The sequence below is a fragment of the Bacillus sp. Bwzl_19 genome (genome assembly GCF_054900515.1).
In genome coordinates this window covers 976,342-988,836 of the sequence record NZ_CM142729.1, presented here as the reverse complement: position 1 = coordinate 988,836, position 12,495 = coordinate 976,342, and the positions used below count along the sequence as shown (strand labels likewise).

Below are 12,495 nucleotides of genomic sequence, written 5' to 3'. Positions count from 1 at the left end.
CCTCGGCGGGTGTTTCCCTTAGAAAAGAATGACAAACAAAGCCTGAATTGCTCCAATAACTCCGCCGAGCAGACCGCCTAAATACGTAATCATCTTAAATTCTCTCTTGGAAATCGACAGCACCATTTCCTCCAGCCGTTCAACCGGAAACTGATCGACCTGCTCTTTGACCACTTCCTCAAGCCGCAGGCGTTTCAGCACATCCTCCAAGTGAGCGGCAATACCGCCGAGCGCTGCATCAAGCAGCTTCGGCGCATACGTTCCCGTAATCTCTCTTTCATAACGGGAGATGATCTCACCGAGCCGGCTTTCAAAAAAGGGTGCGGTTTGAAGTGCGGCCAGACCCCGTTTTTTCAGGCTGAACAGCAGATCTTTCGCATTCCACTTTTCATCGGCCTCATAAAGTGTATAGGATTTGAGCTTGCCCCATTCTTGAGAAAGCAGATCAGCCAGAAGCTTTTTCGTTTCCTCATTGCGCAAAAACTTTAACAGCTCAGGCAGCACGCGTTCCGCCAGACTTGAATTGCCGAGGAACATCTGCACCATGCTGCCGAGCATCCCCCTGGCATTCAAAAAGTCGTCAATCATATTGCCGAGTCTGTCTTTTCCTTCTTCACTTTCAAAATAGTCAATGCTCCGCTTCAGGATATAATCAGCGGCCAGCGGGACTTTTTCATCCAGCTTTTTCTGCAGCTCATCAGGGAGCCAGTCTTTTATGGCGCGATGCTCATATTTCGCGTACAGTTCCGAAAGCTTTTCATCTGTAAAACGGTCAATCCATGCATCTGTTTTTTCCTGCGGATTCCGGATGCCTGCAGCGGCCAAGGCTTCCTGCACCGTCATCTCGGACGCGGCCATTTTTTGCGTGAATTGTTCGGCGAATCCAAGCGCCTGGTTTTTAACGGTATCTGACAAAAGCCGCTTTTTTATGCCTTCCGGAGTTAACAGGTGGTTCGTCACCATGAGCCCCATCTGTTTTGCCAATTCGTCCCGTCTTTTCGGGATCAGACCCGGAGTAAACGGAATCCGTTTCCCGAAGAGGTAATACGGGCGGTACGGACGAAATAACATCTGAATGGCAAGATGATTCGTCACCGCGCCGATCGCGGCTCCGATCACAATCATAAATAGAAACGTTCCTGCTATGCCCATTCCTTTTCTTCTGCCTCCATCTTATGTTCTTTTTTTCTAGATGATATATCTATTCGTATTATAGAGGCTGGCGTGAATGCGGGCAAATGAAGAACCTGAATTGTTGTTTGTCAGGAATAAGGCAAGATGCTGTTTCGTACTCTTTACAGTAGATCATCTTTTTATGCTGCGCTTGGCATGTTTATTGGATGGAAGGGCCGTTCCATCAGCGGCTTTTTGAATAAAGGGGGAGTAACAACATGACAACACTCGGTTTTATGTCCGTATCCCGCCGGCACGAAGAAGACTTCGCCGGTGAATTGGCTGAAAGGGCGCCAGAGTATAATGTGCGCTTTGCCCGCTTTACACCGTTTGATATCTCTCCGGATTCTTTACGAGTGAAAGCGCTCGTGTATCATCCGAAAAGCGGAAAATGGAACGAAACAGAAATTGATATTCCTGAATATATTTACGATCGCTGTTTTTACGGAAAATCCGCCGAGGCTCAAAAAGCCAAACCGATCGTCGAATGGCTGAAAAAATATCCGAAAACGGAATTTATCGGCCGCGGGCTTCCTGATAAATGGACGGTCACGAATGCGCTCCAGCAGCATCATCTGATCAGTCCCTATATTCCTGAAACGGCCGAAGTCAGCCGCTATGAAGAGGTGCAATCATACTTAGCGAAGGAAAAAGCATGTATACTTAAGCCCGCTTTCGGCGCGGGAGGAAGAGGCATCATCCTCCTTAAAACAGGCAAAAAATCAATTTCAGCCACTTACTATATCGGAAAAAATAAACAAACAAAAACGTTTTCAAACCACGTATCTTTTAAGTCGTGGTGCAAAAAAGTGCTGCAGCACCGCTATTTGCTTCAAGCCTACTTAAATATTCAGGATAAAGAACAGCACCCGTGCGACATCCGCATTTTCATGCGCAAAAATGAGTCAGGAGCTTGGGAAACGGTCGGAAAAGCGGTCAGAAGGGGTTATCAGAACGGTCTTTTATCTCATTTGCCGGGAAGATCCGAACCGATTAAATTTGACACGTGGTTTGAAGACATTCCGAAAAAGCAGCAGGCTGTATTATTGGATGATGTCTTTTCGATCACCCAGTCCGTCCCTTATTTCCTTGATGAGCAGTTCGGCCCGCTGTTTGAGCTGGGTCTCGATATTTGTTATGCCAAAGACGGGCGCATCTGGCTTTTGGATGTCAATTCAAAGCCCGGACGAAACGCCATTTTAAGCGTGGCTCCCGAGTCGAAAGAGGATTTGTATACCAGTCCGCTGAAACGCTTCAGAGATCTTCAGGCACAGGAAAGCAGGAAAGGAGCACTTCCGCGTGAATCATAAAGGGATGATTGTCGGCATCGATAAAAAAAGCAAAAACACGCTGTATCTCCCTTTTTCCATGAAACGGGAAGGGATGTTATCCGCTGCCTTCGGGACCAAGGTTGTCAAATGCCGTGTGGCCTTTTCTCAATCACTTGAAAAAAGCGCGCTCCTTTCTGAAGATTTGTTTGAGGAGCTGATGATACCGCATAAAAGCCGGGCTGATTTTCTCATTCACGGCCAGACGGTGCACATCGGACCGCTGATCGGCGTTTTCACAGCCGGTTTCACCTCATCAACGTCGCGCCCGTTAAGAGACCGCACATCCTTCTTTTCCAAGCTGCTCTCCCTGCATGAGCAGGCGAACGGATATTGTTTCGTTTTCGGGGCTCATCAGATCAATTGGGAAGAGGGCACCGTCCAAGCGCTGATTTATAAGGACAACAGCTGGAAACGGGCGCACGTCCCGCTTCCGAATGTCGTATATGACAGGCTCCCGAGCCGAAAAACGGAAGAAGTTCCGCTTTTACAGCAGACAAAACAAAGGCTGATGAATGACTATCAGATTCCTTGGTTTAATCCGCAATTCTTTAATAAATGGGACATTCATAAGCTTCTGGAAAAGAACAGCCTCACCGCTTCGCTCCTGCCCAAATCGGTCCTCCATCCGAATGCAGAAGCGATAGAGACGTTATGCGGCACGTTTAACACCGTATATATCAAACCTGCGGACGGCGCTCTCGGAACGGGAATTTACAAGCTGGAAAAAACAGATGCCGGCTTCTCTGTCAAACACACAAATGAGGAAAGAACGGTGTTGACGGCAAACTATTCAGACGCGGCATCCTTCATGAAAGCATTTGAAGAAAACAACGACCCGTCCGCTTTTTTAATTCAGCAAGGGATTGATCTGATCTGTCTGGATGGGCGTCCCGTCGATTTCAGGGTGCATACGAATAAAAATGCCGAGGGAAAATGGACAGTGACGGCCATCGCAGCAAAAATTTCCGGTAAAAACAGCATTACGACACATCTGGCAAACGGCGGTGAAGTCAGAACGTTAGCTGAATTATACGGCGATCCGAAAGAGAGAGTCGGCATGATCCGGAAGCTTTCGAAAGCCGCCTTGGCGGTCAGCCGTGTGTTAAATGAGCATATAGAAGGTTTTATCGGTGAAATCGGCTTTGACCTCGGCGTCGATGACACAGGGAAAGTTTGGATGTTCGAGGCCAATTCCCGCCCCGGACGCAGCATTTTCTCTCATCCGAAGCTGCGATCTGTCGATTACCTGACAAAACGGAGAAATTTTGAATATGCGTCATATTTATCAGAACGGTCCATTACCGCCCCGGAAAAACTTTGGCGGTGAGGCCGTCTTTTTTTCGTTTACCCGGGACAGGCACAGAACTATAAGCTACAATGAACAGGATCAACATTTCCCGATAAGGAGCGTGAACGTCATGATTTCGCACTTCAGCTGGAAACCGTTATTCAAAAAAGAGAAACTGCCCGGATGGCGGATTTCGTTTTACTGGCAGGGTACTCATTACGAAGGGATTTACCATAAGTCCGGAGACATTGAATGGGGACATACACATCCGGGGAAAGAAGAGCCGGCTCTTGTAAAAGAGCTGCATGAATTAATGCTTTATCACATCTATGACTGAAAGTTCAAGCTCAGCCGACAAAGGCTGGGCTTTTCTTTTTCTTCCGCTATTTACCACACCGTTTTCCGAATGAGATGCCGTTTGATTCACCATAATACGTAGTACAAAGCGGCAAACAGCATTGGGTGAAGCCGAGCTGGCAATGGTTTTCATTCCGGAAACCATCAGCTGGTGCAATTCCAGCAAACCCAACCATACTAATTTATAAAGGAGATCATACAAATGGCTAACAACAACTCTTCAAACCAACTATTAGTACCTGGCGCTGCTCAAGCAATCGACCAAATGAAATACGAAATTGCTTCTGAGTTCGGCGTAAACCTTGGCGGAGAAACAACTTCTCGTGCAAACGGTTCTGTCGGAGGAGAAATCACTAAACGTTTAGTATCTTTCGCGCAGCAGCACATGGGCGGACAAGGCATACAATAACTCAATAAATGGCTTGCAGAAGGCGCGGGATACCGCGTCTTCTTTTTATGCCGTCACCCTTTTTTCCTATTCCACATACCCTAGGAAAAAAGGAGGGAAAACATGTCATTCATTGCCTCAGTCAATTGGGAGCTGTTTCAGTTCGTAACTGTTTCTTTGGTCAATGAATATGTTGCCCACCATTTCCCCTTTATTCACAGGTATTCTTTTCCCCGCTGCTTTGAATGATATAATGAGCGGCGAGGAGGTTTTTTACATGAAAATCGCTTTACTCGGAGCAACGGGAAGAGTCGGACAGGCTTTTATAAAAGAAGCGCAGAAACACGGACACAGTGACATATTCGCTCTTGTCAGATCAGCTGAAACAGCCCTTCCCATTCCTGAAAAACATATCATAACAGGGAATGCGAGACGGCGGGAGGATGTCGACCGATTGATCTCCAAAGCGGACACAGTCGTGAGCTGTCTCGGCACGGATGGCGGCGATACCCTTTCAGCCGCTGTGATCCATATAATAGACAGCATGAAACGGCATCATGTTCAGCGTCTGATTACGATCGGCACTACGGGTATCCTTCAATCACGGCTCATGCCTGACAAATACCGTTTTGAATCGCCGGAATCAAAACGAAAAACAGCAAGAGCCGCAAAGGAACACGCCCGCGTATACGAGATGCTTCTGGGAGAGGATGTTGACTGGACGATCATCTGCCCCACCTACCTTCCTGACGGAGATGCTTCCGGCGTTTACCGGTTCGAACAGGATATCCTGCCTGAAGGCGGTTCGCGAATCACCGTCGGAGACACGGCGCATTTTCTGTACCGTGAGCTGTTGAATCCGCAGTTTGTCAGAAAACGGGTGGGACTGGCTTACTAATGAAAAAAGGGCGAATCTTTAGATTCACCCTTTCCGGTTACACCGCGGACTGCGCCGTTCCTTTCTGTAATTCATACATTTGATGGTACTGCCCCTTTTGCGCCATTAATTCGTCATGGCTTCCCTTTTCAATGATGCGCCCCTTTTCCAGCACGAGAATCTGGTCTGCGTGTCTGATCGTGGAAAGCCGATGGGCGATAATAAATGTTGTGCGCCCTTCTTGAACCACTTGCAGCGCTTTTTGAATGATTGCTTCTGTTTCGGTGTCAATGTGCGCCGTCGCCTCATCCAAAATTAAAATGGCCGGATCGAACGCGAGCGCCCTTGCAAAAGAAATCAGCTGACGCTGCCCTGAGGACAGTGTGCCGCCTTTTTCCGTGACGGGCTCCATGATGCCCTTCGGCAGGGATTGCAGAAGGCTTTCGGCGCCGACTTGGCGAAGCGCTTCTTCAGCTTGCTCGGGAGAAATACGCTGATCATCAAGGGTGACATTGGAGCCGATCGTGCCCGAGAAAAGATACGGGTCTTGCAGCACAATGCCCATATGCGACCTCAGCTCCTGTCTCGACATGCCGTAAATGCTTTTGCCGTCCAGCAGTATATCGCCTTTTTGGGCATCGTAAAAACGGAACAGAAGATTAAGGATGGAGCTTTTGCCGGATCCCGTATGGCCGACGAGGGCGACCGTCTCACCTTTTTCAGCTGTAAAGCTGATATGTTTCAGCACCTCTTCTCCCTTTCGATAACCAAAAGAAACATCGCGGAATTCCACAGTCCCTTCCGCCTTTTTGTGTGCGGGAGCGCCTGTTTCTTCCGTTTCCTCTTCCTGTAAAAGTTCAAATACCCTGCCCGCAGAAACACGAGCCAATTCAAGCTTCGAAAATTGGTTGACAATCCCTGTAACAGGCTGAAACAAACGGTTTAAATAATCAACAAACGCATATAACACGCCGATCGAAACAAATCCTGCCGCACTCAGACTAGCGCCTCCGAAATACCAGATCAATCCGACAAACGCAAGATTGCGAAGAACATTGACAAGACTGTGGGACATGAGGGAATTTAAGGACAGCATTTTGTTCTTGAAGCGGAAATGAGCTTCATTTAATTCTTCAAATTCCTTCATCGTTTCCTTCTCACGGCGGAACGCCTGAATAATCGGCATACCTTGAATGGACTCGTTCATTTTCGCATTGATGTCACTGTTAATTGAACGAATTTTTTGGTTGAAGACGGATGCGTATTTACGGTACACAACCGACCAGATTATTAAGATCGGAATAATCAGAAGGCAAACGGCGGCCAGCCTGACATCAAGCATAAACAGCGCCGTAAAAATGCCGAGCATGTAGACGCCGCTTGTGATAAACGTAGACAGCACCGTTACATATAAATCTCTGACCGCTTCTGTGTCATTCGTAATGCGGGCCACGACCTTTCCGGCGGGCAGATTATCAAAGTAGCGGATCGGCATTTTCTGAATGTGCGAAAATACATCCTGCCTCATGCGCTGTATGATCCGGTTTGCTCCCATCTGCAGCAGGTAATGCTGGCCGTAATGAAAGCACACGGAAAACATGAGCAGCCCCGCATATATGGCGGTCAAAGTCAGCAGTCCTTTTATTTCCGGCCGGTAAAATTGAAAAATTTCCTGTTTGGATAACGTAACGGCGGGATATGACCTGCTTTCCTTACCGTTTGATATCGTCAGCCGGCCGTCAGACACCGAACGGTTTCCGTCAAAACTGACGGGGCGGTCAACAAAATAGTAGGCCGCACCGACTTGATAAATGTGCACCTCTCCGGTTTTGTCCGCCCCCGGTTTGATCCGGTCTTCCCTGACATAATCATGCCCCCGGAACCTGACGGCGCCCGGATCGTCCGCAGAGGCTTTATACCATATTTTTTCAATGCCGAGAATATGATCGTCAATCATTTTTTTTCCGATAAACGGGCCGGTCAGCTCAGTGCCGACCGCAATAATAAGCAGAACGACCGCCCAAATCAGCAGTTTTTTATATTGAAGCGCGTAATTCCATAATCTTCTTCCGGTCTTCATGCGCTGGTCCCCCCTTCTTCAAGAGAGGACAGCTGCTGCCTCTCATATTGTTCCCGATACCAGCCGTTCTGCGCCAATAGCTCCTGATGTGTGCCTCTTTCAGACACCCGACTTTCGTCCATGACGAGAATGAGATCTGCGTGTTCAACCGCCGAGAGCCGGTGGGTGGTGATAATCGTTGTTTTATCCCGCCGTTTTTTACGGATGCTGTCAATAATGGCCGCTTCCGTTTTCGCGTCAACGGCGGAAAGCGAATCATCTAATATGAGGATGTCGGGATCTGTCAAAAGCGCTCTCGCAATTGAGATGCGCTGCTTTTGTCCGCCTGAGAGCGCTACGCCCTTCTCGCCGACAAGCGTCTCAAGCCCGTCGGAAAGCATGCCGATATCGTTTTCAAAATGCGCATCTTTCAGCGCGCTGCCGATTTCTTCTTCGCTTGCGTCCTGCCGTCCGTAAAGCAGATTTTCCTTTACCGTCTTTGAAAATAAAATATGATCCTGCGGCACATAGCCGACCCACCCGCGGAGCTGATCAAGCGGAATTTCCTGAATCGGTACGCCTGTGAACGTGATCGCCCCCGCACCGGGCGGATATTCACGCAAAAGCTGCTTAATGATCGTCGTCTTTCCGCTTCCCGTTTTCCCGACAATGCCGAGCGTCTGCCCTTTTTCTACGGAAAAAGAGACATCAGAAAGAGCCGGTCCCGCTCCGCTCGGATACGTAAAGGTCACTTGTTCAAAAACGAGACGCCCGGGCTCCTTGATACCTGCGGGATGCTTGGGCCCGATCACGTCAGGCTCATAAGAAAGCGTCTCATTGACACGATCCAAGGAGGCATTGCCGCGCTGCATGATATTGATTAATTCGCCGATCGCAAACATCGGCCAGATCATCATTCCGAGATACACGTTAAACGATACAAGCTCTCCCAGCGTCAGCCGGTTTTGAAAAACGAGATAGGCGCCGTAGCCGAGACCGATGAGGTAGCTGAGGCCGACGAGAAGTTTCACAGTCGGCTCAAAGAGAGAATCGATAAACGCCACCTTCATGTTTTTCTCATATACATCAGCCGTCATATCTCCGAATCGGCTGACATCATTTTTTTCCTGCACGAAAGCCCGAATGACCCGGACGCCGGATACCGACTCCAGCACCTTGTCATTTAATGATCCGAAAGCATCCTGCGCTTCCGTAAACCGCTCATGAATCTTTTTTCCGTACAGACTGACCGCAGCCGCCATAATCGGCAGCGGGATAATCGCGGCGAATGTCAGCTTCCAGCTGATGACAAACCCCATCGTTAAAAATATCGTCAGCATATACATCGTCGAATCAACGAGCGTTAAGACCCCGAAGCCCGTCGTCATACTGACGGCCTGCAAATCATTTGTCCCCCGCGCCATTAAATCGCCCGTCCTGTATTTCTCAAAAAACGGCGGTGACATGTGAAGAAGTTTTCCCATCAGCTTTGAACGGAGAATCTTCTCCATGACATTCGCTCCGCCGAAAAGCTGATACATCCAAAAATAAGACAGCAAGTAGACGGCTGCCGTTAAAGCGAGAAAAACACATATATAAAACAGCATCCCGCTTTTCGTAAACACACCCGCCTTCATATCGTCTATTGCGTTACCGAGAAGTTTAGGCGGAAACATTTCAATGACATTCACAATCAATAACAGAACAATCGCCGTCGTATAGCGCAGCCAATAGGCTTTAAAAAACCAAGCCAGCTTTTTTAATACAGTAAACAAATACCGTCATCCCCTTTCATTAGTCAGCCTCCCTCAAGCTTTTCCGGATTGTTGTACATTTTTTTCACTAATACCGCCACATGCATCACACCTGTCTTTCTTCATTTTTTTGTATAAAAAAAGACATGAAGCGTCAGCTCCATGCCTCTTATTATGATAAATAAGGTACAGACCCGCCTTTTATGCGCGACTGCACCGTTTTTAAGCAAATGTTCAGAAAACGGAAGGTGTATGGCAGTCACGCCGGTATTTAGCTGAAGCTGAGTTGACACGCTGTAATGTTGACATGATCCATACCTCCTTTTTCCTATATTCTTCCTTCATCATATAAATAAATCCTTTTATTGTCAATCCGGGTTTTAGCTTTTTTCCAAACGGGTATTGTTCTGCAAACCTTTTTTACTGAAAGGATGAGGCCGATGTTTCATGCGGACCGGTTGATTGCAGCTTTTGACGGAAGTGATGACAGTAAGAAAGCGCTACAAAAAGCCATAGACCTTTCAAAAACGTTTCACGCGGATTTAACGGTCGTGCATTCCCACAATGCAAAAGATACCCAGACGATTGTTGATCCTCCGAGGCCGGGAGCCGGGGCGACATATATCGGAGGCGGGATTGCAAGCGTTCCTGATCCGCTCCAAGCGGAAAGAATCTCCCCTGATCCCATGATTTATGAAGACCGCACGGAAGAAATCATTGCCGAAGCGAGAATGCTGATGAACGGCGCTGAGATTGACGGAGATATCGACATTTTAGAAGGTGATCCCGCTGACGCCATTATCGAGCATGCCGATCGCATATCGGCGGATTTGATCGTCATCGGAAGCCGAGACCGGAACAGGCTGAAAAAACTTTTATTCGGAAGCGTCAGTGAAAAGCTGTCGTCTAAATCCGATATTCCGGTGCTTATCGTAAAATGATCTTTCTGTGCAGCAGCTTTATAAAAAGCTGCTTTTTTTCTGTGTTCGTCCGTGCATGAAGACGATTTACATCTCCCGGCTGTTTCCTCTTTTTTTCGGCATTACAAAAAAGCTCGCCATGATCAAAAAATCGATGCACAATACGACGGACCAGCCCTTTAACAGGCCGCTGAGCGCTTCGGTCCGGGAAGCGTCGTGAATGAGAAATACCGTTCCGGCCAAAAGAATGCCGCCGATGATAAACGCTAATACATGCCTCCCCCATCCTTTTGCATAATGTTTGGCGTAATCCAGTCCGTACCGCTTAACTGGTTTTGCCCCTTCCTTTACCACATAATAACGGAAACGCTCATCCGCCCATTGAATCATGCTTTTTCCGAAGGCGACAGACACTCCGATGTAAACGGCGGCCAAAGCATGCGCCAAAGTCGCTGTCGCCCCTCTGTATAAATCAGCCGCAGCCGCAAGAAACAATACGGCATCCAAAAGAGGAATGAGAGCGAAAAAAAACATTCCGAGCTTTTGCCGCCTGAATAAATACCGCGCCGCCAATCCGCAGATGACAGCCGCCCAAAAAGCAGCCTCACAAATGACAATCAACCAAGCAACTGCGTTCAATCCGGTTCCCCCTTATCGTTTTCTAAAAAGCATTGTAACACCTCTTTTTATTTAATACAATCGTATTACAAAATTGCAAGAAAATTTTTTTCCTGTTACACTGGAACCATGCCTAAAATAATCGACCACGAAAAAAGAAGAAAACAAATAGCCGAAGCCACATGGCGGACGATTCTGGAACGGGGCATGGAAGGAGCGACAGTGAGAAACATCGCCCGGGAAGCGGGTCTTTCTTTAGGCGCGCTGAGGCACTATTTCACCACCCAGGACGAGCTTTTGGGGTACGCGATGACACTCGTAAAAGAAAAAGTTGCCGCCAGAATTAACGAAGTCGCCATGACAGATCTGCCGCCGAAAGAAAAAGCGGTGCGTCTGATGCTTGAAATCATCCCGACAGATGAAGAATCGATGGATGAAATGGAGGTATGGTTCGCTTTCACAGCTTACGCCAGACATAAGGGGGAAGAATTTCATCCCCAGCACGACGGGATCTTGGAATATATCCGGAGCCTGATTGACTGGCTGGATGAAAATAAGCATCTGAAACCAAATCTTGATAAAGAGATAGAAGCGGAGAAATTGTATGCCATCGCAGACGGATTGGCGCTGCATGCCATGCTTGAACCGAATCGTCTTTCAAAAGAGAAGATCTCCCGCGTGCTCATTCAGCATATCGAATCTCTTTTTATCTGACAGAAGCAAAAAGGCCGGATGTGTTTCCGGCCTTTTTTCCGCTTATGATTGAACTCCGATCTCCTGCTGAATGCGCGACTGAAATGCCTCCAGTATCGTTTTGGCTACAGGACCCGGCGCACCGCTGCCGACCGGTTTTCCGTCAAGGGTTACGATCGGGATTAGTTCAGACGTCGTTGACGAGATAAAAATTTCATCCGCGCCTCTGAGTTCGTCTTCAGTAAGGGGCTTCTCCCGCACCTCAATCCCGTTTTCTTTCATCAGTTCTAAAAGTTTTATTCTGGTAATGCCGTTTAAAATCAGCTCGTTTGCAGGATGCGTCCGAACGGTGCCGTTAATGACGGCGTATACATTGGATGAGGTTCCTTCCGTTACCGCCCCGTCTCTTATCAGCACTGCTTCATATGCGCCTGCTTCATATGCTTTTTGTTTGATCATCACATTATACAGTAAATTCAGACTCTTAATGTCACATCTCAGCCAGCGTTTGTCTTCCGCCGTTATGGCCTGCGCTCCGGCTTTTTGTTCATTTTCCGGTTTTTTCACTGAAAAGGTGTATGCCGTCGTCTGCGGCTCCAATCCCTTGTCATACTGGTGCTTTCGCGGCGCCTTCCCTCTCGTCGTCTGAATATAAACTCCGCCGTCAATGAGTTTGTTTTCCTGTACGAGCTTTTGCAGATCCCATTCTATGTCTTCTGCGGAGAACGGAAGGGCGATACCGATTTCTGCGGCGCTTCTGAAAAGACGGACGATATGCTCCCGCAGTCCGAATAAGGCGCCGTTATACACTCTGATGACTTCATACACACCGTCACCGAATTGATATCCGCGGTCCTCAATATCAACTGCCGCTTCCTCACGATCAATCAACTGGCCGTTTACTAATGCCTTCATGTAAACCCTCCTAATCGTTATCTGCCGTGATGTGCATTCTCAGCTGTTATTGTCAACTATTCTATCATATTGAACAAGCAAGCCGGCAGCGGAGTTTATTTTTTTCTTAAAATCTTATCATT

The 12,495-nt window shown here is 47.9% G+C and carries 13 protein-coding genes; 8 read left to right on the top strand and 5 right to left on the bottom strand.

What is annotated here, in order from left to right; all coding sequences use genetic code 11:
• Window positions 1-18 precede the first annotated feature (18 nt).
• Window positions 19-1,152, bottom strand: a complete 1,134-nt coding sequence (locus tag ACW5MY_RS05195) for a DUF445 domain-containing protein (protein WP_013351688.1) — start codon at window positions 1,150-1,152, stop codon at window positions 19-21.
• Window positions 1,153-1,391: 239 nt separating this feature from the next.
• On the opposite strand from ACW5MY_RS05195, the gene ACW5MY_RS05190 reads away from it, so the two are divergent.
• The 6 genes from ACW5MY_RS05190 (at window position 1,392) to ACW5MY_RS05165 (ending at window position 5,435) form a co-directional block, all read left to right on the top strand.
• Window positions 1,392-2,483 (top strand): YheC/YheD family endospore coat-associated protein, encoded by a 1,092-nt coding sequence (locus tag ACW5MY_RS05190; RefSeq protein ID WP_013351687.1) that lies wholly within the window; start codon window positions 1,392-1,394, stop codon window positions 2,481-2,483.
• Window positions 2,473-3,831, top strand: a complete 1,359-nt coding sequence (locus tag ACW5MY_RS05185; protein ID WP_014469985.1) for a YheC/YheD family endospore coat-associated protein — start codon at window positions 2,473-2,475, stop codon at window positions 3,829-3,831. Before ACW5MY_RS05190 ends, ACW5MY_RS05185 begins: the two co-directional genes overlap by 11 nt.
• An 82-nt stretch (window positions 3,832-3,913) precedes the next feature.
• Window positions 3,914-4,129, top strand: a complete 216-nt coding sequence (locus ACW5MY_RS05180) for a YheE family protein (RefSeq protein ID WP_012117190.1) — start codon at window positions 3,914-3,916, stop codon at window positions 4,127-4,129.
• Window positions 4,130-4,351: 222 nt separating this feature from the next.
• A complete protein-coding gene (locus ACW5MY_RS05175) occupies window positions 4,352-4,558 on the top strand; it encodes an alpha/beta-type small acid-soluble spore protein (protein ID WP_013351684.1) in 207 nt (68 codons plus the stop codon).
• Between the two features lie 102 nt (window positions 4,559-4,660).
• Window positions 4,661-4,786 (top strand): hypothetical protein, encoded by a 126-nt coding sequence (locus tag ACW5MY_RS05170; RefSeq protein WP_014469983.1) that lies wholly within the window; start codon window positions 4,661-4,663, stop codon window positions 4,784-4,786.
• Between the two features lie 28 nt (window positions 4,787-4,814).
• Complete coding sequence (locus ACW5MY_RS05165) at window positions 4,815-5,435, top strand: NAD(P)-dependent oxidoreductase (RefSeq protein ID WP_013351683.1); 621 nt, start codon at window positions 4,815-4,817, stop codon at window positions 5,433-5,435.
• A gap of 37 nt (window positions 5,436-5,472) precedes the next feature.
• Here the strand turns inward: ACW5MY_RS05165 and ACW5MY_RS05160 are convergent, their stop codons facing one another.
• Together ACW5MY_RS05160 and ACW5MY_RS05155 are read right to left on the bottom strand one after the other, a co-directional pair.
• Entirely contained in the window at window positions 5,473-7,494 is a 2,022-nt protein-coding gene (locus tag ACW5MY_RS05160; protein WP_013351682.1) for an ABC transporter ATP-binding protein, read from the bottom strand.
• Window positions 7,491-9,248: an ABC transporter ATP-binding protein gene (locus tag ACW5MY_RS05155; RefSeq protein WP_013351681.1), complete on the bottom strand. Its 1,758-nt coding sequence runs from the start codon at window positions 9,246-9,248 to the stop codon at window positions 7,491-7,493. Before ACW5MY_RS05155 ends, ACW5MY_RS05160 begins: the two co-directional genes overlap by 4 nt.
• 419 nt (window positions 9,249-9,667) lie before the next feature.
• On the opposite strand from ACW5MY_RS05155, the gene ACW5MY_RS05150 reads away from it, so the two are divergent.
• Window positions 9,668-10,168: a universal stress protein gene (locus ACW5MY_RS05150; RefSeq protein WP_013351680.1), complete on the top strand. Its 501-nt coding sequence runs from the start codon at window positions 9,668-9,670 to the stop codon at window positions 10,166-10,168.
• 66 nt (window positions 10,169-10,234) lie between these two features.
• Here the strand turns inward: ACW5MY_RS05150 and ACW5MY_RS05145 are convergent, their stop codons facing one another.
• A complete protein-coding gene (locus ACW5MY_RS05145) occupies window positions 10,235-10,786 on the bottom strand; it encodes a hypothetical protein (RefSeq protein WP_013351679.1) in 552 nt (183 codons plus the stop codon).
• Between the two features lie 108 nt (window positions 10,787-10,894).
• Between ACW5MY_RS05145 and ACW5MY_RS05140 the strand changes: the two genes are divergently transcribed.
• Complete coding sequence (locus ACW5MY_RS05140) at window positions 10,895-11,479, top strand: TetR/AcrR family transcriptional regulator (protein ID WP_289394248.1); 585 nt, start codon at window positions 10,895-10,897, stop codon at window positions 11,477-11,479.
• A 42-nt stretch (window positions 11,480-11,521) separates the two neighbouring features.
• Here ACW5MY_RS05140 and dat read toward each other — a convergent pair whose 3' ends face one another.
• Window positions 11,522-12,373, bottom strand: a complete 852-nt coding sequence (dat, locus tag ACW5MY_RS05135) for a D-amino-acid transaminase (RefSeq protein WP_013351677.1) — start codon at window positions 12,371-12,373, stop codon at window positions 11,522-11,524.
• Between the last annotated feature and the right edge of the window lie 122 nt (window positions 12,374-12,495).